General features: G+C 56.0%; 22 protein-coding genes. 8 read left to right on the forward strand and 14 right to left on the reverse strand.

Annotated elements, in window-relative coordinates; genetic code table 11:
* Positions 1-117: 117 nt before the first annotated feature.
* From lpxM to znuA, 3 genes are all read right to left on the reverse strand, one after another.
* On the reverse strand, positions 118-1,089 hold the full coding sequence (gene lpxM, locus IM273_RS12645; RefSeq protein WP_193051482.1) for a lauroyl-Kdo(2)-lipid IV(A) myristoyltransferase: 972 nt from the start codon (positions 1,087-1,089) through the stop codon (positions 118-120).
* Positions 1,090-1,209: 120 nt separating this feature from the next.
* Entirely contained in the window at positions 1,210-2,529 is a 1,320-nt protein-coding gene (mepM, locus tag IM273_RS12650; RefSeq protein WP_193051481.1) for a murein DD-endopeptidase MepM, read from the reverse strand.
* Positions 2,530-2,544: 15 nt separating this feature from the next.
* On the reverse strand, positions 2,545-3,489 hold the full coding sequence (znuA, locus tag IM273_RS12655; protein ID WP_028013620.1) for a zinc ABC transporter substrate-binding protein ZnuA: 945 nt from the start codon (positions 3,487-3,489) through the stop codon (positions 2,545-2,547).
* 77 nt (positions 3,490-3,566) lie between these two features.
* Here znuA and znuC point away from each other — a divergent pair, with 77 nt between their 5' ends.
* Together znuC and znuB are read left to right on the forward strand one after the other, a co-directional pair.
* Positions 3,567-4,322, forward strand: coding sequence for a zinc ABC transporter ATP-binding protein ZnuC (gene znuC, locus IM273_RS12660; protein WP_028013621.1), 756 nt, complete (start codon positions 3,567-3,569; stop codon positions 4,320-4,322).
* Positions 4,319-5,104, forward strand: coding sequence for a zinc ABC transporter permease subunit ZnuB (gene znuB / locus IM273_RS12665; protein ID WP_041909449.1), 786 nt, complete (start codon positions 4,319-4,321; stop codon positions 5,102-5,104). The genes znuC and znuB overlap by 4 nt, the downstream gene beginning before the upstream one ends.
* 52 nt (positions 5,105-5,156) lie before the next feature.
* Here znuB and ruvB read toward each other — a convergent pair whose 3' ends face one another.
* From ruvB to aspS, 6 genes are all read right to left on the reverse strand, one after another.
* On the reverse strand, positions 5,157-6,167 hold the full coding sequence (gene ruvB, locus IM273_RS12670; RefSeq protein WP_028013623.1) for a Holliday junction branch migration DNA helicase RuvB: 1,011 nt from the start codon (positions 6,165-6,167) through the stop codon (positions 5,157-5,159).
* Positions 6,168-6,175: 8 nt separating this feature from the next.
* The gene (gene ruvA, locus IM273_RS12675) at positions 6,176-6,790 is read right to left on the reverse strand and encodes a Holliday junction branch migration protein RuvA (protein ID WP_028013624.1); all 615 of its coding nucleotides are present in this window, start codon (positions 6,788-6,790) and stop codon (positions 6,176-6,178) included.
* 80 nt (positions 6,791-6,870) lie between these two features.
* Positions 6,871-7,392, reverse strand: coding sequence for a crossover junction endodeoxyribonuclease RuvC (gene ruvC, locus IM273_RS12680; RefSeq protein ID WP_193051479.1), 522 nt, complete (start codon positions 7,390-7,392; stop codon positions 6,871-6,873).
* Between the two features lie 34 nt (positions 7,393-7,426).
* Entirely contained in the window at positions 7,427-8,167 is a 741-nt protein-coding gene (locus tag IM273_RS12685; RefSeq protein WP_003859747.1) for a YebC/PmpR family DNA-binding transcriptional regulator, read from the reverse strand.
* A gap of 27 nt (positions 8,168-8,194) precedes the next feature.
* Complete coding sequence (nudB, locus tag IM273_RS12690; RefSeq protein ID WP_059353978.1) at positions 8,195-8,638, reverse strand: dihydroneopterin triphosphate diphosphatase; 444 nt, start codon at positions 8,636-8,638, stop codon at positions 8,195-8,197.
* Between the two features lies 1 nt (position 8,639).
* Complete coding sequence (aspS, locus tag IM273_RS12695; protein ID WP_193051477.1) at positions 8,640-10,412, reverse strand: aspartate--tRNA ligase; 1,773 nt, start codon at positions 10,410-10,412, stop codon at positions 8,640-8,642.
* 264 nt (positions 10,413-10,676) lie between these two features.
* Here aspS and IM273_RS12700 point away from each other — a divergent pair, with 264 nt between their 5' ends.
* The 5 genes from IM273_RS12700 to cmoB are packed head-to-tail and all read left to right on the forward strand — an operon-like array spanning position 10,677 to position 14,257.
* Entirely contained in the window at positions 10,677-11,243 is a 567-nt protein-coding gene (locus tag IM273_RS12700) for a hydrolase (RefSeq protein WP_047367817.1), read from the forward strand.
* Positions 11,240-12,058, forward strand: coding sequence for a DUF72 domain-containing protein (locus IM273_RS12705; protein WP_193051475.1), 819 nt, complete (start codon positions 11,240-11,242; stop codon positions 12,056-12,058). Before IM273_RS12700 ends, IM273_RS12705 begins: the two co-directional genes overlap by 4 nt.
* Before the next feature lie 51 nt (positions 12,059-12,109).
* Entirely contained in the window at positions 12,110-12,505 is a 396-nt protein-coding gene (locus IM273_RS12710; RefSeq protein WP_193051473.1) for an MAPEG family protein, read from the forward strand.
* Between the two features lie 40 nt (positions 12,506-12,545).
* Positions 12,546-13,289, forward strand: coding sequence for a carboxy-S-adenosyl-L-methionine synthase CmoA (gene cmoA / locus IM273_RS12715; protein WP_193051471.1), 744 nt, complete (start codon positions 12,546-12,548; stop codon positions 13,287-13,289).
* Complete coding sequence (cmoB, locus tag IM273_RS12720) at positions 13,286-14,257, forward strand: tRNA 5-methoxyuridine(34)/uridine 5-oxyacetic acid(34) synthase CmoB (RefSeq protein WP_028013632.1); 972 nt, start codon at positions 13,286-13,288, stop codon at positions 14,255-14,257. Before cmoA ends, cmoB begins: the two co-directional genes overlap by 4 nt.
* A gap of 120 nt (positions 14,258-14,377) precedes the next feature.
* Here the strand turns inward: cmoB and cutC are convergent, their stop codons facing one another.
* Both cutC and IM273_RS12730 read right to left on the reverse strand, forming a co-directional pair.
* Positions 14,378-15,121 (reverse strand): copper homeostasis protein CutC, encoded by a 744-nt coding sequence (cutC, locus tag IM273_RS12725; RefSeq protein WP_136343476.1) that lies wholly within the window; start codon positions 15,119-15,121, stop codon positions 14,378-14,380.
* 78 nt (positions 15,122-15,199) lie between these two features.
* Positions 15,200-15,760: a VOC family protein gene (locus IM273_RS12730; protein ID WP_045260319.1), complete on the reverse strand. Its 561-nt coding sequence runs from the start codon at positions 15,758-15,760 to the stop codon at positions 15,200-15,202.
* Between the two features lie 239 nt (positions 15,761-15,999).
* Here IM273_RS12730 and argS point away from each other — a divergent pair, with 239 nt between their 5' ends.
* Positions 16,000-17,733 carry an arginine--tRNA ligase gene (gene argS / locus IM273_RS12735; RefSeq protein ID WP_045260320.1) on the forward strand — a complete coding sequence of 578 codons (1,734 nt, stop codon included), beginning with the start codon at positions 16,000-16,002 and terminating at the stop codon, positions 17,731-17,733.
* A gap of 45 nt (positions 17,734-17,778) precedes the next feature.
* Here argS and IM273_RS12740 read toward each other — a convergent pair whose 3' ends face one another.
* The 3 genes from IM273_RS12740 to IM273_RS12750 all read right to left on the reverse strand — a co-directional run bounded on the left by IM273_RS12740 (position 17,779) and on the right by IM273_RS12750 (position 19,939).
* Positions 17,779-18,219, reverse strand: coding sequence for a DUF3421 domain-containing protein (locus tag IM273_RS12740; RefSeq protein ID WP_193051469.1), 441 nt, complete (start codon positions 18,217-18,219; stop codon positions 17,779-17,781).
* A 45-nt stretch (positions 18,220-18,264) separates the two neighbouring features.
* Positions 18,265-18,555 (reverse strand): hypothetical protein, encoded by a 291-nt coding sequence (locus IM273_RS12745; RefSeq protein WP_028013637.1) that lies wholly within the window; start codon positions 18,553-18,555, stop codon positions 18,265-18,267.
* 244 nt (positions 18,556-18,799) lie between these two features.
* Entirely contained in the window at positions 18,800-19,939 is a 1,140-nt protein-coding gene (locus IM273_RS12750) for a glycoside hydrolase family 105 protein (protein ID WP_193051484.1), read from the reverse strand.
* Position 19,940 lies beyond the last annotated feature (1 nt).

Consider the following 19,940-nt stretch of genomic DNA (forward strand, 5'->3'; position numbering starts at 1 on the left):
ACTCCATAAACGGGTTCTTATGCCTCAGTTGTAAGTGTCTACCATGTCCCCGAACAAGTGTTCACTATGTCCCCGGACCGTACACCCCTAAGGGGAGAGGGGCAAGGTAAAGGTTTTCTATTTCCTCGGGTAAAGCTCTTTACGCTTATAGGGCTCCGTCTCCCCCGGCTTCCGCGTTTTCAGCAGCTTCAGTATCCACGTGTACTGTTCGGTATGCGGCCCCACCAGCAGCTCCACCTCTTCGTTCATGCGGCACGCGATGGTGCGATCGTCCGCAGTCAGCAGGTCGTCCATCGGCGGACGGACTTCAATGCTCAGACGATGCGTTTTACCGTCGTAAACCGGAAAGAGCGGGATCACGCGGGCACGGCAGACCTTCATCAGGCGCCCAATGGCGGGGAGCGTGGCTTTGTAGGTCGCAAAGAAGTCGACAAACTCGCTGTGCTCGGGTCCGTGGTCCTGGTCCGGCAGATAGTAGCCCCAGTACCCCTGACGTACCGACTGAATAAACGGCTTGATGCCGTCGTTACGCGCATGCAAACGTCCGCCAAAACGACGACGTACCGTATTCCAGACAAAATCGTAGATTTTATTGCCCTGGTTATGGAACATCGCCGCCATTTTCTGCCCCTGGGAAGCCATCAGCATTGCCGGGATATCCACGCCCCAGCCGTGGGGCACGAGGAAAATGACCTTCTCATCATTGCGACGCATTTCGTCGATGATTTCCAGCCCTTTCCAGTCAACGCGGTCGATGATTTTTTCCGGTCCTTTCAGCGCCAGCTCCGCCATCATCGCCATGGCCTGCGGTGCGGTGGTATACATCGCGTCGATGATGGCCTCGCGCTCGGCATCGCTTTTTTCAGGAAAACAGTAATAGAGGTTGATCTGCGCACGACGACGCGCGCTTTTACCTAAGCGCCCGGCCAGACGGCCAATTTTTCCCAGTACGGGATCGCGCAGCGCGGCAGGCAGCATAGCGATGCCCGCAAAGGTGTAAACCCCCAGCCAGGCGCCCCAGTTGCGCGGGTGTCGAAAGGATTTTTCAAACTCAGGAATGTATTCAATATTATTTTTTTTTGTTTCCATGCTGGTTCCAGGGTCTGGTGACGCAAAAAATTATTCAGATAGTGTAGCGAGGCAGTCGCCCACGCACAAAAGAAAAAGCCGGCGCATGCTGACACCGGCTTTTTTCACAAAACAGAGAGCTTAGTTTAAGCTCAGCTGCGGTATCACCTCTCTCGCCTGCGCCAGGTAATCGGAACGATCTTTACCTGTCAGGCCTTCGGTGCGCGGCAGTTTGGCCGTCAGCGGGTTCACGGCCTGCTGGTTGATCCACACTTCATAGTGCAGATGCGGGCCAGTAGAGCGTCCGGTGTTGCCGGAGAGCGCGATACGGTCGCCGCGTTTAACTTTCTGCCCCGGTTTGACCAGCAGCTTGCGCAGGTGCATATAGCGGGTGGTATAGGTACGACCATGACGGATAGCCACGTAATAGCCCGCTGCACCGCTGCGTTTTGCCATCACCACTTCGCCATCGCCAACGGACAGCACCGGCGTGCCCTGCGGCATCGCGAAGTCTACCCCGCGGTGAGGCGCAATGCGCCCGGTAACCGGGTTCAGACGACGCGGGTTAAAGTTAGAGGAGACGCGGAACTGTTTCGCCGTCGGGAAACGCAGGAAGCCTTTCGCAAGGCCCGTACCGCTGCGGTCATAGAACTTGCCATCTTCAGCGCGAATGGCGTAGTAATCTTTTCCCTCGGAGCGCAGACGCACCCCCAGCAGCTGGCTCTGCTCGCGCTTGCCGTCCAGCATTTCGCGGGACATCAGGACGGAAAACTCATCGCCTTTCTTCAGCTTACGGAAATCCATCTGCCACTGCATGGCTTTGATCACCGCGCTGATTTCACCGCTGGTCAGGCCCGCATCACGGGCGCTGGAAACAAAGCTTCCGCCCACGGTACCTTTCATCACGCTGTTAACCCAGTCGCCTTTCTGCATTTCACTGGTCATTTTGAAACCGTTTGCAGTGCGGTCATAGGTGCGGGTTTCGCGGCGGGACATTTCCCAGGTCAAACGCTGAAGATCGCCATCCGCCGTTAATGTCCAGGAGAGCTGTTGCCCGATTTTCAGGTTACGCAGGTCTTTATCCGCAGCGGCCAGCTGGCTGATATTGCCCATGTCGATACCGTACTGGTTGAGCACGCTGCTCAGCGTGTCACCGGTAGAAACAACGTATTCGTGGATCCCCGCTTCGTTCTCGGTTTTATCGTCCAGTTCATCCTGAGGGATAGCTTCATCTTCCTGAGCGGCCTGGTCGATAGGCTCGCTGGCTTCAGGCAGCAAAGAGCGGATCTCGCTCTTTTCAAGCTCGATGGTTTTAATGATAGGGGCAGAACTCGGGTGGTAAACATAGGGCCGCCAGACGGCGACCGCTAAGGTGAGAACTGTAAGCGACCCCAGCATAACGCGGTGGGGTCGAGGCAGATTGTTAAATGCCAGGGCGACAGAGCGGGCTATCTGTTGCACGTATTCACTTCCTCGTTAATCTCCTTTCAGGCAGCTCGCATACTGGTTCGCCAGTTGGCTGAGGAACTGCGAATAGCTCGCTTTGCTCAACTGGATATTCGTACCTAGCGGGTCAAGGGTTCCCATGCGCACGGATGTTCCCCTGGCCACGGCTTCTACGACCGCTGGCCTGAACTGTGGCTCAGCAAAAACGCATGTCGCTTTCTGCTCAACCAACTGTGTTCTGATTTCATGTAAACGCTGCGCACCAGGTTGAATTTCAGGGTTGACGGTAAAATGCCCAAGCGGGGTCAGGCCGTAGTGTTTTTCGTAGTAGCCGTAGGCGTCATGAAAAACGAAATACCCTTTTCCTTTCAACGGTGCGAGCTCATTACCTACCTGCTTATCGGTTGCGGCTAATTGTGCCTCAAAATCCTTCAGGTTGGCGTCTAGTTTGGCTCGACTTTGCGGCATAAGTTCCACTAATTTGTCATGGATTGCAACCGCTGAAAGCCGCGCTATCTCTGGGGATAGCCAGAGATGCATGTTGTACTCGCCGTGATGGTGATCTCCATCACCTTTTTCACCCTCTGCAGCGTGATGATCATGTTCGTCACCGTCATCATCCGCCCCTTTCATGAGCAACGGTTTCACGCCGGAAAGCCCGGCAATCGCGACCTGTTTTTCATCAGCAATCTGTTTGGCGGATTTCTGCATGAATGCTTCCATCTCCGGACCAATCCAGACAACTAAGTCTGCGTTTTGTAAGCGTTTTACATCAGACGGACGCAGAGAATAGTCATGCTCTGAAGCCCCGTCAGGGAGCAGAACCTGGGTTTCCGTTACCCCATCGGCAATGGCCGACGCGATGAATCCAAGCGGTTTAAGCGAAGCAACAACGGCAGCGTTAACATCTTGTGCGGTTGTTCCCCAAAGGGCAGCGGATAATGCTGCGAAAAGAAGCGTATTTTTATGTAACATAATGCGACTAATCATCGTAGTGAATGCGTGAAATGTGATATTATAACATTCGTTGACTTCTTCAAGCTTAAATTGACATGACGACTCTGGTTTCTCTCGACAATATTTCGGTCTCCTTTGGCCAGCGCCGCGTCCTCTCTGACGTATCGCTGGATCTCAAGCCCGGAAAAATTCTGACGCTGCTCGGCCCCAATGGCGCAGGTAAATCCACTCTGGTGCGCGTGGTGCTGGGTCTGGTTACACCGGATGAAGGTGTAATCACGCGCGAGGAAAAATTGCGGATCGGCTATGTGCCGCAAAAATTACATCTGGACGCCACCCTGCCGCTGACGGTAAATCGTTTTCTGCGTCTGCGTCCGGGCACGCGAAAAGCCGATATTCTCCCGGCGCTGAAGCGCGTGCAGGCGGGCCACCTTATCGACGCGCCGTTGCAGAAGCTGTCCGGCGGTGAGACGCAGCGCGTTTTGCTGGCCCGTGCGCTGCTGAGCAGCCCGCAGCTGCTGGTGCTGGATGAGCCAACCCAGGGCGTGGACGTCAATGGTCAGGTCGCGCTTTATGATTTGATCGACCAGCTCCGCCGCGAACTGAACTGCGCCGTGCTGATGGTCTCCCATGACCTGCATCTGGTGATGGCGAAAACCGACGAAGTGCTGTGTCTCAACCATCACATTTGCTGTTCCGGCACGCCTGAAGTGGTCTCAATGCACCCGGAATTTATCTCCATGTTCGGCCCTCGCGGCGCTGAACAGCTTGGCATTTATCGCCATCATCATAATCACCGCCATGATTTGCAGGGACGAATCGTTCTGCGTCGGGGAAATGGACACTCATGATTGAACTGTTACTGCCCGGCTGGCTGGCCGGGGTTATGCTTGCCTGCGCCGCAGGCCCACTCGGCTCGTTTGTGGTGTGGCGCAGAATGTCTTACTTCGGTGATACCCTGGCGCATGCGTCGCTGCTGGGCGTTGCCTTTGGTTTGCTGCTGGATGTGAATCCCTTTTACGCGGTAATTGTGGTCACGCTGCTGCTGGCGGCCGGTCTGGTCTGGCTGGAGAAGCGCCCTCACCTCGCGATTGATACGCTGCTTGGCATCATGGCGCACAGCGCGCTGTCGCTGGGTCTGGTCGTTGTTAGCCTGATGTCAAATATCCGCGTTGACCTGATGGCCTACCTGTTTGGCGATCTGCTGGCCGTAACGCCTGACGATCTCATCGCGATCGCCATTGGCGTGGTGGTGGTACTGGGTATTCTGCTGTGGCAGTGGCGGAATTTACTGGCAATGACCGTCAGCCCGGATCTGGCGTTTGTCGACGGCGTGAAGCTGCAGCGCGTCAAGCTGCTGCTGATGTTGGTGACGGCGTTAACGATTGGTGTCGCAATGAAGTTTGTCGGGGCACTGATCATCACATCGCTGCTGATCATCCCTGCCGCCACGGCGCGCCGTTTTGCACGTACGCCAGAGCAAATGGCCGGTATCGCGGTGGTTATCGGGATGATCGCCGTCACGGGCGGGTTAACCTTTTCGGCGTTTTATGACACGCCAGCAGGGCCGTCGGTGGTCTTGAGCGCGGCGGTGTTGTTTGTTTTCAGTATGATGAAAAAGACCGCGCAGTAGTGAGCATGTCCCCGGTGGCGCTTCGCTTACCGGGGCTACCATTTATCGCTACTTACGGCATCGCGGGCGGCGTTATCCCGAAATGATTCCACGCTCGCACCGTCGCCATACGACCACGTGGGGTACGCTGTAAGAAGCCCTGCTGGATCAGATACGGCTCCAGCACATCTTCAATCGTCTCACGCTCTTCGCCAATTGCCGCCGCCAGGTTATCCAGCCCGACCGGCCCGCCAAAGAACTTGTCCAGCACCGCCAGCAGCAGTTTGCGGTCCATATAGTCAAAGCCTTCAGCATCGACGTTCAGCATATCCAGCGCCTGGGCGGCGATCTCGGCGGAAATCGAACCATCGTGCTTCACTTCAGCAAAGTCACGCACGCGGCGCAGCAGGCGGTTGGCAATACGCGGCGTACCGCGGGAACGCTTCGCCACTTCATATGCCCCCTCTTCGCTCATATCCAGCCCCATGTAGCGCGCGCTGCGCCCCACGATATGCTGAAGATCGGGCACCTGATAAAACTCCAGACGCTGAACGATGCCAAAGCGGTCGCGCAGCGGAGAGGTCAACGACCCGGCGCGCGTCGTGGCGCCAATCAGGGTAAACGGCGGCAGATCGATTTTGATGGAGCGCGCGGCCGGGCCTTCGCCGATCATGATATCCAGCTGGTAATCTTCCATCGCCGGATAGAGCACTTCCTCCACCACCGGTGACAGGCGGTGGATCTCATCGATAAACAGCACGTCATGCGGTTCAAGGTTGGTCAGCATCGCCGCCAGATCGCCCGCTTTCTCCAGCACCGGGCCGGAGGTGGTACGCAGGTTGACGCCCATTTCATTGGCGACGATATTCGCCAGCGTGGTTTTACCTAACCCCGGCGGGCCAAAAATCAGCAGGTGATCGAGCGCATCGCCGCGCAGCTTTGCCGCCTGGATGAAAATCTCCATCTGGGAACGAACCTGCGGCTGGCCGATGTACTCATCAAGCAGCTTCGGGCGGATCGCACGATCCACCACGTCTTCTGCCTGAAGGGTGCCTGCCGATACCAGGCGGTCTGCTTCAATCATCCTTTACCTCACAATGCAGCGCGCAGCGCTTCACGAATCAGAGTTTCACTGCTGGCGTCCGGTTTGGCAATTTTGCTCACCATCCGGCTGGCCTCCTGAGGTTTATAGCCCAGCGCCACCAGCGCGGCAACCGCTTCCTGCTCGGCGTCATCATCAGAGGCAGGCGCACCCGGAGCAGTCAGAACCAAATCGGCAGCCGGAGTGAACAGATCGCCGTGCAGACCTTTAAAACGGTCTTTCATCTCAACAATCAGACGCTCTGCGGTTTTCTTACCAATGCCCGGAAGCTTAACCAGCGCCGCGGGATCTTCGCGCTCAACGGCATTCACAAACTGCGGAGCGGACATGCCGGACAAAATCGCCAGCGCCAGCTTAGGCCCCACACCGTTGGTTTTAATCAGCTCGCGAAACAGGGTGCGTTCCTGCTTGTTGTTAAAGCCGTACAGCAGCTGAGCATCTTCACGCACCACAAACTGGGTAAAGACAATCGCCTCTTTGCCCGCGTCCGGCAGCTCGTAGAAGCAGGTCATCGGCATATGGACTTCATAGCCCACGCCACCCACTTCCAGCAGCACTAACGGGGGTTGTTTTTCAATGATGATGCCTCTGAGTCTGCCTATCACGTGACGCTCCTGCGTTCTGGGAGAAATTAACTGCCGACATAATAAAAAAAGGCTGGATGTTTATCCAGCCTGATTTCTGATTATCGTAACCTGCCTCGCGCCAGATTGAGCCGCGACTCGCTCATTTGCATCGCGTTCTGGCTGACGTGGCAGTGGGTAATCGCAATCGCCAGCGCATCGGCGGCGTCGGCCTGCGGGTTCGCGGGAAGCTTCAGCAGGGTGCGCACCATGTGCTGCACCTGGCTCTTCTCCGCACTACCGATGCCCACCACCGTCTGCTTAACCTGACGCGCGGCGTATTCGAACACCGGGAGATTCTGGTTCACAGCGGCAACAATCGCCACCCCACGCGCCTGACCGAGCTTCAGCGCCGAATCCGCGTTCTTCGCCATAAATACCTGCTCAATGGCGAAATAGTCTGGCTGAAACTGGGTGATGATCTCCGATACGCCCGCATAAATAAGCTTGAGGCGCGACGGCAGATCGTCCACTTTGGTGCGAATGCATCCACTGCCGAGGTAGGTTAGCTGGCGTCCCACCTGACGGATAACGCCATACCCGGTGACGCGTGAGCCGGGGTCAATCCCGAGGATAATCGACATCACGCGTCTCCCGTAAACGGTTTACAGGCTCTCATCAGAGAGTCGCTGCAACCTCATCAGAGATTTCACCGTTGTGGTACACTTCCTGCACGTCGTCGCAGTCTTCGAGCATGTCGATCAGACGCAGCAGTTTCGGTGCGGTTTCTGCATCCATATCCGCTTTGGTGGACGGGATCATGGAGACTTCAGCGTTGTCCGCTTTCAGGCCCGCCGCTTCCAGCGCATCGCGCACGGCACCCATCTCTTCCCACGCGGTGTAGACGTCAATGGCACCATCATCGTAGGTCACCACGTCTTCCGCACCCGCTTCCAGCGCCGCTTCCATGATCGCATCTTCGTCGCCTTTCTCGAAAGAGATGACGCCTTTTTTGCTGAACAGATAAGCTACGGAACCGTCAGTGCCCAGGTTGCCGCCGGTTTTGGTGAACGCGTGGCGCACTTCCGCAACGGTACGGTTACGGTTGTCAGACAGACACTCAACCATCACCGCAGTACCGCCAGGGCCGTAACCTTCATAAATGATGGTTTCCATGTTCGCGTCTTCATCACCGCCCACGCCGCGTGCGATAGCACGGTTCAGGGTGTCACGCGTCATGTTGTTAGACAGCGCTTTATCTACCGCCGCGCGCAGGCGTGGGTTAGAAGCCGGGTCGCCGCCGCCCAGACGCGCTGCTGTCACCAGCTCGCGAATGATTTTGGTAAAGATCTTACCGCGCTTGGCATCCTGTGCCGCTTTACGGTGTTTGGTGTTGGCCCACTTACTATGACCTGCCATAAAAAGTTCTCCAAAAATCGCGCCTTCTCAGGCCGCGTTAATTACAAATTCTTCAATCGCCTGCCGGTTGCTCCACGACTTGGTCAGTGCGGCGGCATCCGCCGCGTTCACCCAGCGGTAGTTCAGGTGTTCGGTAAACACGATCTCCCGCTCATGGGGGAGCGCGAGACAGAACCACGACTCCGTGTTGCGCTCAATGCCCGGCGCATAGCGATGACGTAAATGGCTAAAAATTTCAAACTCCACCGTGCGCTGACAGTCCTTCAGGGTCAGTTGCTCATGAGCAACGTCAATGGTGACCTCTTCCTTTACTTCACGCGCGGCGGCCTGCGGCGCGGTCTCCCCCTCTTCCAGGCTGCCGGTAACCGACTGCCAGAAATCAGGATCGTCGCGCCGCTGCAACATCAGCACCCGCTTCGTGTCTTCTGCATAAATGACCACCAGGACAGAAACGGGAAGCTTATATGCCATATCAGTTTTTCTCTTCCTTCTTCACCACTTCAATGCCCAGCTCGGCCAGCGCTGCCGGGTTGGCAAAGCTTGGCGCTTCGGTCATCAGACACGCTGCGGCAGTGGTTTTCGGGAAGGCGATAACGTCACGAATGTTATCGGTGCCGGTCAGCAGCATGGTCAGACGGTCGAGACCGAAGGCCAGACCCGCGTGCGGCGGCGTGCCGTACTTAAGGGCGTCCAGCAGGAAGCCAAACTTCTCGCGCTGCTCCTGCTCGTTAATACCCAGAATGCCGAACACGGTCTGCTGCATTTCACCGCTGTGAATACGCACGGAGCCGCCGCCCACTTCATAGCCGTTGATAACCATGTCATAAGCGTTTGCCACTGCCTCTTCCGGCGCCGCTTTCAGCTCTGCCGCCGTCATCTCTTTTGGCGAGGTGAACGGGTGGTGCATCGCGGTCAGGCCGCCTTCACCGTCGTCTTCAAACATCGGGAAGTCGATAACCCACAGCGGCGCCCATTTGCTTTCGTCGGTCAGGTTCAGGTCTTTGCCGAGCTTCAGACGCAGCGCGCCCATCGCATCCGCAACGACTTTCTTGTTGTCTGCGCCGAAGAAGATCATGTCGCCGTCCTGCGCACCGGTGCGCTCAAGGATCGCTTCCACGATGTCCGCGTTCAGGAACTTCGCCACCGGGCTGGTGATCCCTTCCAGACCTTTCGCACGCTCGGTCACTTTAATATAGGCCAGACCTTTCGCGCCGTAGATCTTAATAAAGTTGCCGTAGTCATCAATCTGCTTACGGCTTAAGGACGCGCCGCCCGGTACGCGCAGGGCAGCCACGCGGCCTTTCGGATCGTTAGCCGGTCCCGCGAATACCGCGAACTCAACGGATTTCACCAGGTCTGCTACGTCCACCAGCTCCATCGGGTTACGCAGGTCTGGTTTGTCGGAGCCGTAGCGACGTTCTGCTTCGGCGAAGGTCATGATCGGGAAATCGCCCAGCTCAACGCCCTTCACGTCGTTCCACAGGCTACGCACCAGGGCTTCCATCACTTCACGCACCTGCTCGGCGGTCATGAAGGAGGTTTCCACATCGATCTGGGTAAATTCTGGCTGACGGTCAGCGCGCAGGTCTTCGTCGCGGAAGCACTTAACGATTTGATAATAGCGGTCGAAGCCGGACATCATCAGCAGCTGTTTGAACAGCTGCGGAGACTGCGGCAGCGCGTAGAATTTGCCTTTATGAACGCGGGATGGCACCAGGTAATCGCGCGCGCCTTCCGGCGTGGCTTTGGTCAGCATCGGGGTTTCGATATCGAGGAAACCGTGGTCATCCATAAAGCGACGCACCAGGCTGGTGATTTTCGCACGGGTTTTCAGGCGCTGAGCCATTTCCGGACGACGCAGATCCAGGTAGCGGTATTTCAGACGCGCTTCTTCAGTGTTGACGTGGTTGGAGTCCAGCGGCAGCGCTTCGGCACGGTTGATGATAACCAGATCGGACGCCAGCACTTCGATAGCGCCCGTCGCCATGTCTGCGTTAACGTTTTTCTCGTCACGCGCACGCACGGTGCCGGTGACCTGAATGCAGAACTCATTACGCAGCTCAGAGGCCAGCTTCAGCGCATCTGCGCGATCCGGGTCGAAGAACACCTGAACGATACCTTCACGGTCGCGCATATCGATGAAGATAAGGCTACCAAGATCACGACGACGGTTGACCCAACCACACAGGGTGACCTGCTGTCCGACGTGGGACTGACGCAGCTGCCCGCAATATTCTGTACGCATGAGATATCCCTTAATTAGCCGCAGGCTAAATGTCGCCTGGTATGCAGGCTACTATGTCGCAGCTTTCTGTATGTCACAACTGGATGAAAAAAGGCGGCTATTATACTGGAAATTCCGCCGGACGATAAGAGCGAACCACCGCCAGACGGTCGTTTGCTGCACTCTTATTGCGCATTCTCACAAAAATTAACAAAATTATCCGACCGATAACAGGTCATCACGTCGTAAGGTGTTACGGAAGTGATTAATTTACCTGGAGTGACGATGTTAACACTTGATGCCCGCAAAACCGCGCTTGTTGTGATTGATTTACAGGAAGGGATCCTGCCCTTCGCCGGTGGCCCGCACGCAGCGGATGAAGTCGTCAGCCGCGCCGCTCGCCTGGCCGAGAAGTGCCGCGCCAGCGGTGCCCCTGTGGTCATGGTGCGCGTCGGCTGGTCCGCTGATTTCGCCGAGGCGTTAAAACAGCCCGTTGATGCCCAGGCGCCCGCGCATGCCCTGCCGGAAAACTGGTGGACGTACCCGGTGTCGCTGGGCAAACGCGACAGCGATATCGAAGTGACTAAACGTCAGTGGGGCGCGTTCTACGGGACCGACCTTGAGCTGCAGCTTCGCCGCCGCGGTATCGACACCATTATTCTGTGCGGCATATCCACCAACATCGGCGTGGAATCGACAGCCCGTAACGCCTGGGAGCTGGGCTTTAATCTGGTGATTGCTGAAGATGCCTGCAGCGCGGCTTCCGCCGAACAGCATCAGGGCAGCATGACCCATATCTTCCCGCGCATCGGACGCGTGCGCAGCACGGATGAGATTTTAAGCGCGCTATGATGTACGTGGGCCTGCCCCAGTGGTCGCACCCGAAATGGGTGCGCCTGGGCATTACCAGCCTTGAAGAGTATGCCCGACACTTTAACTGCGTCGAGGGTAACACCACGCTGTATGCGCTGCCCAAAGCCGAGATAGTCGAACGCTGGCGGGAGCAAACAACGGACGATTTCCGTTTCTGCTTTAAGTTTCCGGCGACCATTTCACACCAGGCCGCGCTGCGCAACTGCGGGGACTTAACGGAAGAATTTTTCACGCGCATGTCGCCGCTGGCGAACCGAATTGGACAATACTGGCTCCAGCTTCCCGCCACGTTTGGCCCGCGCGATCTGCCCTCCCTGTGGCAATTCCTGGATGCCCTGCCCCGCGAATTCACCTACGGCGTGGAAGTCCGACATCAGGACTTCTTTGCGAAAGGCGAAGCCGAAAAAGCGCTCAACCGGGGCCTGCTGGATCGTTCCGTTAACCGGGTGATCCTCGACAGTCGTCCGGTGCACAGCGCGGTACCGCATAACGAGGCCATCGTTGAAGCCCAGCGTAAAAAACCGAAAGTGCCGGTCCACGCCATCGTGACCGCACAGAACCCGATGGTCAGGTTCATCGGCAGCGACAATATGCAGCAAAATCAGGCGATGTTCGCCGACTGGCTGCAAAAACTCGCGAGCTGGGAGCACACCACCACGCCGTACCTCTTTTTGCACACGCCGGATATTGCTCAGGCGCCCGAACTGGTCGATGCTCTGTGGCAGGCCTTGCAGGCCGCGGTGCCGTCCGTGGGCAGCGCCCCTTCCATCCCACAACAATCTTCTCTTTTCTGATATCACCCCCTATCATAGTGAAGTGCCATCTGCCAAAAACAGGGAGTTAGTATGGTCAGCGCGCTGTATGCGGTGTTAGGTGCATTACTGCTGATTAAATTTTCGTTTGATGTTGTGCGCCTCAGGATGCAGTACCGCGTCTCTTACGGCGACGGCGGTTTCTCCGAACTGCAAAGCGCTATTCGCATTCACGGTAATGCGGTGGAATACATCCCCGTTGCTCTCATCCTGCTGCTGTTTATGGAGATGAATGGCGCGGAAACCTGGATGGTGCATATTTGTGGCCTGATGCTTATTGCTGGCTGGTTAATGCATTATTACGGCTTTCACCACCGTTTATTCCGCTGGCGTCGTTCCGGCATGAGCGCGACCTGGTGTTCGCTTTTGCTGATGGTGCTGGCTAACCTGTGGTATATGCCGTGGGAGTTGGTTTTCTCCCTCCATTAGCGCACAATACGCCACTTTATTTTTCCCGGATTTTTACGTTATGTCAGATCGCGACACGCTTTTTTCCGCGCCTATCGCCAGCCTGGGCGACTGGACCTTCGATGAACGGGTAGCCGAAGTCTTCCCGGATATGATCCAGCGCTCTGTTCCCGGTTATTCCAATATTATCTCTATGATCGGTATGCTGGCTGAGCGCTTCGTTCAACCCGGTACGCAGGTCTATGACCTGGGCTGCTCGCTCGGCGCGGCAACGCTGTCGGTACGTCGTAACATTCATCATGATGGCTGCCGAATCATTGCCGTCGATAACTCCCCGGCCATGGTGGAACGCTGCCGTCGCCATATTGACGCGTACAAAGCCCCCGTTCCGGTGGACGTGGTGGAAGGCGATATCCGCGAGATCGAGATTAACAACGCCTCGATGGTAGTGCTGAATTTTACCCTGCAGTTCCTGGTGCCTGAAGACCGCCAGCTGCTGCTGGACAAAATTTACCAGGGGCTGAATCCCGGCGGCGCGCTGGTGCTTTCTGAGAAATTCAGCTTTGAGGATACCAAAGTAGGCGAGCTCCTGTTCAACATGCACCACGATTTCAAACGGGCGAACGGCTACAGCGAGCTGGAGATCAGCCAGAAGCGCAGCATGCTGGAAAACGTGATGCTGACGGACTCCGTGGAAACCCATAAAGCGCGCCTGCACAAAGCCGGTTTTGAGCACAGCGAACTGTGGTTCCAGTGCTTTAACTTTGGCTCTCTGGTGGCGCTAAAAGCCGGGGATGCCGCATGATTGAATTCAGCAACTTTTATCAGCTGATTGCTAAAAATCACCTTTCCCACTGGCTGGAGACCCTGCCGGCGCAGATTGCCGCCTGGCAGCGCGATCAGCAGCACGGCCTGTTAAAGCAGTGGTCAAATGCCGTGGAGTATCTGCCGGAGCTGACGCCGCATCGTCTGGATTTACTGCACAGCGTGACGGCGGAAAGCGCAGAGCCGCTCCCTGCCGGGCAGATCAACCGCATCGAAACGCTGATGCGTAATTTAATGCCGTGGCGCAAAGGGCCGTTCTCGCTGTACGGCGTGAACATCAATACCGAGTGGCGCTCAGACTGGAAGTGGGATCGCGTACTGCCGCACCTTTCCGACCTGACCGGGCGCACCATTCTGGACGTAGGCTGCGGCAGCGGTTACCACATGTGGCGCATGATTGGCGCGGGAGCCCATTTGGCGGTCGGCATCGACCCGATGCAGCTCTTCCTGTGCCAGTTTGAGGCGGTGCGAAAACTGCTCGGCAACGACCAGCGCGCGCATCTGCTGCCGCTGGGCATAGAGCAGCTCCCTGCCCTGAAAGCGTTCGATACCGTCTTCTCGATGGGCGTGCTGTATCATCGTCGTTCCCCGCTTGAACACCTGTGGCAGCTCAAAGATCAGCTGGTCAGCGGCGGCGAGCTGGTGCTGGAAACGCTGGTGATTGAAGGCGATGAGCATGCGGTTCTGGTTCCGGGCGATCGCTACGCGCAGATGCGCAACGTTTACTTCATCCCGTCCGCGCTGGCGCTGAAAAACTGGCTGGAGAAATGCGGATTTGTGGATGTGCGCATTGCCGATGTTTGCGTAACGTCTATCGAAGAGCAGCGCCGTACCGACTGGATGATCACCGAATCGCTGGAGCAGTTCCTCGACCCGGCCGACCACAGCAAAACCGTTGAAGGCTATCCTGCACCGATGCGTGCGGTGTTGATTGCGACCAAGCCGTAGTTTTCCCCTCTCCCCTGTGGGGTGAGGGGATAAAAAAAGGCCCCTGTTGAAATTGCAGGGGCCTGGTACAAGCAAGCATCATATTGGGCGACATGATGCGCGGTAAAAATCGGTACGTTGCTACACGTGATGACGCTCAATCAGCGACTTCATTTCCGCAACCGACTCTCCCTCTACGCCGTAGCGAGAATATTCATCCGCTTCAGCATCCGTCGACATTGACAGCCCTGTATTGCGATAACGCATGGGTGAAGGTATCCATTTCCCCGCAGAGCTGTGAAGCTCTTCCACCCCGGCGTTTAAAAACCGTTCCAGATTGCTGGCACGGACTCCCGCACCCGCCATTATTATTGGAACACCGGAATGTGCTTTTAGTTCCGTAATTAATTGCAGACCTTTTTCCGCAGAAGACTGCTGTCCCGATGTCAGGACGCGCGCCACGCCAAGTTCGGCAAGCGTATCAAATGCTTGCAGGGGATCTTTGCACATATCAAACGCACGATGAAAGGTGACGGCCATTCCTTTCGCGGCGTCCATCACCTGGCGCATCCGCGGCAGATCGACGTGACCATCCTCATCAAGCAGGCCGGTCACCAGCCCCGGGAAGCCCAGGTCACGAACCAGCGCGATATCTTCAAGCATGGCACTGAACTCGCCCGCCGTGTAACAAAAATCGCCGCCGCGAGGGCGAATAATCGGGTGGACCGGGATGGTGACGGCCTGGCGGGCAGACTTCAACACGCCGTATGAAGGCGTTAACCCCCCTTCTTTCGGGGCGGCGCATAGCTCAATACGGTCAGCTCCCATCTGTTGCGCCGTTACGGCACACGCCACGCTGTAACAACAAATCTCCAGCAGCGCCATCTGCTTCTCCTTAAAATCAGCTTAACGCGCCATCATGGCACGCCTCTCGTTTCGTGTCTCAGCGACGAATCACAACTCTCAGGCTTCGCTGGCAACGATCTGCTCAATGGTCCAGGGATGAAATTTCACGGTCACCTGCCCGTCCGTCACGGCCAGCGTCGGGTTAGGCAGACGCTCGCGCTCGCCTTTGGGTGAACTCGTCTTCACAAAAATCCCCGGCTTGCTTAACCCGTCGTCTGACAGCAGGGCCAGGGCGCGCGCGTTCAACGTTTCCGGCTCACCCGGCAGGACGATTTCGATATGCTCCCAGCCTTCGTGCGGATAGCGTTTCTCGCCCGGCCACGGCAGTTCAACCACGGTGAACTGCCAGTGCGCCACGTTCACCGGCTCATGCAGTTTGAACAGACAAATGGGGCGTCCATTGATGATGTTCTCAGAGAGCAACTCGCCGCACTGTTCAAACCCGCGACGCCAGCGCTCGGCGGTGGCATTCTGGTGGCAGCGCAAGGAAATGTGATCCGCCTCAAGCGGCACGATATCCAGACCAAGACGGGTGGCAAGTTCTGTGAACGCCTTTGTGAAGCGCGGTAAATCTGCGGAAATATCATGCAGTTCGTCAATGGATTGCCAGTTCGCCATAAGTCAGTCTCTTTTCGTGTCGCAAAGCCGCTAATTTACTCCGTTGCCCCGTTTTGACCAACCGCAGAATCCGGCTTTTTATGACTGCATGGTTATGCACGCTTTCTTAGCCTGGATTCTGAGCAATCTTCGGGCCCCGCAATGCTGACGCCAGAAGGCATTTGCAGTATACTCCCGCCCTAAATTCTTTAACTGGCGCGGGCGGTTGTAAGCCCGCATCAAAAACGTAAGGTATCCAGGTGAATATTCAGGCTCTTCTCTCCGAAAAAGTCAGTCAGGCACTGATTGCCGCAGGCGCACCTGCGGATTGCGAACCGCAGGTTCGTCAGTCAGCAAAAGTACAGTTTGGCGACTATCAGGCTAATGGCGTGATGGCAGTGGCTAAAAAACTGGGCATGCCGCCGCGACAGCTCGCTGAGCAGGTACTGACGCATCTGGATCTCTCCGGCATTGCCAGCAAAACCGAAATTGCTGGTCCAGGCTTTATCAATATTTTCCTTGAGCCTGCATTCCTGGCGAGCCACGTTGACGCGGCGCTGAAGTCTGACCGTCTGGGCGTTTCCCAGCCGGAAGCGCAGACCGTGGTGGTCGACTACTCAGCCCCGAACGTGGCGAAGGAGATGCACGTAGGCCACCTGCGCTCCACCATCATTGGTGACGCCGCGGTACGCACCCTTGAGTTCCTCGGTCACAAGGTGATCCGCGCGAACCACGTGGGCGACTGGGGCACCCAGTTCGGCATGCTGATTGCTTACCTGGAAAAACAGCAGCAGGAAAACGCGGGTGAAATGGCGCTGGCGGACCTGGAAGGGTTCTACCGCGAAGCCAAAAAGCACTATGACGAAGACGAAGCCTTTGCCGAGCGCGCACGCAGCTACGTGGTGAAGCTGCAGGGCGGGGATCAATACTTCCTCGAGATGTGGCGCAAGCTGGTTGACATCACCATGTCCCAGAACCAGCTTACCTATAACCGTCTGAACGTGACCCTGACTCGCGACGACGTGATGGGTGAAAGCCTGTACAACCCGATGCTGCCAGGCATTGTGGCGGACCTGAAGGCCAAAAACCTGGCGGTGGAGAGCGAAGGCGCAACGGTAGTGTTCCTTGATGAGTACAAAAACAAGGAAGGCGAACCGATGGGCGTGATTATCCAGAAAAAGGATGGCGGCTATCTTTACACCACCACGGACATCGCGTGTGCGAAATACCGTTACGAAACCCTGCACGCCGACCGCGTGCTGTATTACATCGACTCCCGTCAGCACCAGCACCTGATGCAGGCGTGGACTATCGTGCGTAAAGCCGGTTACGTGCCGGACTGCGTGCCGCTGGAACACCACATGTTCGGCATGATGCTGGGTAAAGACGGCAAGCCGTTCAAAACCCGCGCGGGCGGTACCGTGAAGCTTTCCGATCTGCTGGACGAAGCGCTGGAGCGCGCCCGTCGCCTGGTGGCAGAGAAGAACCCGGACATGCCTGCTGACGAACTGGAAAAACTGGCCAACGCCGTCGGTATCGGCGCGGTGAAATACGCGGATCTTTCCAAGAACCGCACCACCGACTACATCTTCGACTGGGACAACATGCTGGCGTTTGAAGGCAACACGGCGCCGTACATGCAGTACGCCTATACCCGCGTGCTCTCCGTGTTCCGCAAGGCGAACATTGATGAAAGCGTGCTGGCGAATACGACAGTGACCATCACGGAAGATCGTGAAGCACAGCTGGCGGCGCGTCTGCTGCAGTTCGAAGAGACGCTGACGGTTGTCGCGCGTGACGGCACGCCGCACGTGATGTGTGCTTACCTGTACGATCTGGCGGGTCTGTTCTCCGGCTTCTACGAGCACTGCCCTATTCTGTCTGCAGAAAATGAATCGGTGCGTAACAGCCGCCTGAAGCTGGCTCAGCTTACGGCGAAGACCCTGAAGCTGGGTCTGGATACCCTGGGTATCGAAACCGTAGAACGTATGTAAAAAAGAAACCCGGCGGTCGCCGGGTTTTTTTATGAATGATTGCGGTTAGTCGTGAACGAGCACCTGGAAGGTATCTAATTCATACTCTCTGCCGTTATAACCGATGCAGCATCCTCTGCTGAGGTGGCTTCCTGCTTTACCAACAAAGAGGCCATTATCGAATTTTGCACGTGCAACGTAGAGCTTAGCACCATTGGCTTCATGCCCCGCCTCAACCATATTCGGTGGGAAATTTTTCCCCTTAACGTCTACCCATTTTAACGCGCCCACGTAAATTTCAAATTCATTACACAGGTGCTCGCTCCCTCCCCACGGTACCCAAGCCGTATTGCCGAACACCCATTTACCCGGATGAATACCATTATTCAGTTTTACGCGAATAACAAACAACGGTGAAGGTCCTTTAATACCTGGCACCCCAATTTCATAACCGGCTACAGGCGCGTCCAACGGAATAAATTCATCTCTTTTCGCTGATTTCCACATAATGATTTCCTTTTCAGTTTAAATAATTATCCGTAAATAAAATGATTAGAACTCTGAGATCGAATGAATAGCCAACTCATTGTTCAGGCTTTGAAAAATAATAACCTTAACCAGTGATTTTTCCTGCCCCTTTGCATGCATGAAACGGCGAAGCGCAATAAAGGTATGCAGTTGGCCAGCCACGAGCTGGCTACCGACAAACAGTAGCGGGGTATAGCCCGCGCCGTCGATATCATTGAAAACCGATTCGAACATTTGAAGATGTTCATCTGACATTTTATCGGCATGCATATTTACAGAAGGATTAATAACAATACTACCCATTGCATTTTCCATTGCGTCACTCCTTAAATGTGTATTGGAAGAGTCTTAATGCAATTAAAAAATAGGATAAATACGGAATGCATTTTGTGAAGAAAATCACACTTTAATAACAGCCTGAATTTATTTTAATTGTATTATTCACGTCGTAAATATAATCAGAACATCATATTTATGGCATATTAAATTTACCCGCCGTTATTATAAAAAAAGCCCCTTTAAGGAGGGGCTTTGCAGTAATGAAATTATTAAGCAGCCGTCAGAAATATTTGCGTAAATACTCCGTCAGGCACAGAATCGCCATTGCCTGGCCATACGGCATCGACGTCAGCGGTATATGACGATAAAAATCGAGATCGCTGCCCATTCCCGTCCCGAACGAGGTTTGCAGCAGCTCCCCTTCCGGCGAGATATTTTGCACAATACCGCGAATCGCTTTCTCCGCCACCTCAGCGTACTCTGCGCCGACATAACGCTTGCGCACGGCCTTCAGAATTCCGTAGGCAAACCCTGCCGTGGCCGACGCCTCCAGATAAGAATCAGGATCGTCCAGCAGCGTGTGCCACAACCCGCTTTCGTCCTGACATTTTGCCAGCGCGGCAACCTGCGCCTTCAGCACCTGCACCAGATAACGGCGCACGGCGTTGTTTTCAGGCAGATCAACCAGTTCGAGGAAGTCGGGGATCACGATGGTGAGCCAGCTGTTGCCGCGCGCCCAGCGGGCCCGGGCAAAGTTATGGTTGCCGTCGTAGCTCCAGCCGTGGAACCACAGCCCGGTCTCCCGGTCCATCAGGTTCTGCACGTGCAGCAGGAACTGATAGATCGCCTCCTCTACGTACTCCGGCTTATTCAGCAGCCTGCCGATTTTCGCCAGCGGCAGCACCGTCATCATCAGCGTGTCGTCCCACATCTGTTGATGATTCTCTTCCGCCAGCGTGATGTGCTGCATGCCCCCATGTTCGGTGCGTGGCATCTCATTCATCGCCCACTCCGCCCAGCTTTCCAGCCACGGCAGCCAGGCCGGGTTTTTGCTCTCTTCGTAGCGATAGGCCAGCGTCAGAAACGGCGACATCGTATTGACGTTTTTGGTGGTGGCGCCTTCCGCAAAGCGGTCGGCAAACCAGCTGTCGATAATGTTGCGCATCCCTTCGTCACCGGTCTGGCAGTAGTACTGCCAGATGCCATACAGGCCGACGCCGTGCGTCCACTCCCATCCGGCCCAGCCTTTGGTGTCGATCACGCGCCCGTCGTCCAGCCGCAGCAAAAATTCACCCGTTTTGTCGTGGATATTGACCAGGTTGTGTGTCACTTTTTGAATCAGTGATTTCAGCTCGTCCCGGGCGATAAAGCGCTCTGGCTGACGCAATAGCGGGCTATGTTTGACAGGCCAAACTTTCATC

Origin of the sequence: Enterobacter cloacae complex sp. P13B, from assembly GCF_014895915.1 — a bacterium.
In the GTDB taxonomy this organism is placed as follows: domain Bacteria; phylum Pseudomonadota; class Gammaproteobacteria; order Enterobacterales; family Enterobacteriaceae; genus Enterobacter; species Enterobacter bugandensis.

Coding starts and splice junctions, on each gene's coding strand:
- znuA (WP_028013620.1), bottom strand. CDS start 3,489: ATGTTACATAAAAATACGCTTCTTTTCGCAGCATTATCCGCTGCCCTT.
- IM273_RS12705 (WP_193051475.1), top strand. CDS start 11,240: ATGATGTACGTGGGCCTGCCCCAGTGGTCGCACCCGAAATGGGTGCGC.
- cmoB (WP_028013632.1), top strand. CDS start 13,286: ATGATTGAATTCAGCAACTTTTATCAGCTGATTGCTAAAAATCACCTT.
- ruvC (WP_193051479.1), bottom strand. CDS start 7,392: ATGTCGATTATCCTCGGGATTGACCCCGGCTCACGCGTCACCGGGTAT.
- nudB (WP_059353978.1), bottom strand. CDS start 8,638: ATGGCATATAAGCTTCCCGTTTCTGTCCTGGTGGTCATTTATGCAGAA.
- ruvB (WP_028013623.1), bottom strand. CDS start 6,167: ATGATTGAAGCAGACCGCCTGGTATCGGCAGGCACCCTTCAGGCAGAA.
- znuC (WP_028013621.1), top strand. CDS start 3,567: ATGACGACTCTGGTTTCTCTCGACAATATTTCGGTCTCCTTTGGCCAG.
- cmoA (WP_193051471.1), top strand. CDS start 12,546: ATGTCAGATCGCGACACGCTTTTTTCCGCGCCTATCGCCAGCCTGGGC.
- IM273_RS12685 (WP_003859747.1), bottom strand. CDS start 8,167: ATGGCAGGTCATAGTAAGTGGGCCAACACCAAACACCGTAAAGCGGCA.
- IM273_RS12740 (WP_193051469.1), bottom strand. CDS start 18,219: ATGTGGAAATCAGCGAAAAGAGATGAATTTATTCCGTTGGACGCGCCT.
- IM273_RS12750 (WP_193051484.1), bottom strand. CDS start 19,939: ATGAAAGTTTGGCCTGTCAAACATAGCCCGCTATTGCGTCAGCCAGAG.
- IM273_RS12745 (WP_028013637.1), bottom strand. CDS start 18,555: ATGGAAAATGCAATGGGTAGTATTGTTATTAATCCTTCTGTAAATATG.
- aspS (WP_193051477.1), bottom strand. CDS start 10,412: ATGCGTACAGAATATTGCGGGCAGCTGCGTCAGTCCCACGTCGGACAG.
- cutC (WP_136343476.1), bottom strand. CDS start 15,121: ATGGCGCTGCTGGAGATTTGTTGTTACAGCGTGGCGTGTGCCGTAACG.
- IM273_RS12730 (WP_045260319.1), bottom strand. CDS start 15,760: ATGGCGAACTGGCAATCCATTGACGAACTGCATGATATTTCCGCAGAT.
- lpxM (WP_193051482.1), bottom strand. CDS start 1,089: ATGGAAACAAAAAAAAATAATATTGAATACATTCCTGAGTTTGAAAAA.
- IM273_RS12700 (WP_047367817.1), top strand. CDS start 10,677: ATGTTAACACTTGATGCCCGCAAAACCGCGCTTGTTGTGATTGATTTA.
- znuB (WP_041909449.1), top strand. CDS start 4,319: ATGATTGAACTGTTACTGCCCGGCTGGCTGGCCGGGGTTATGCTTGCC.
- IM273_RS12710 (WP_193051473.1), top strand. CDS start 12,110: ATGGTCAGCGCGCTGTATGCGGTGTTAGGTGCATTACTGCTGATTAAA.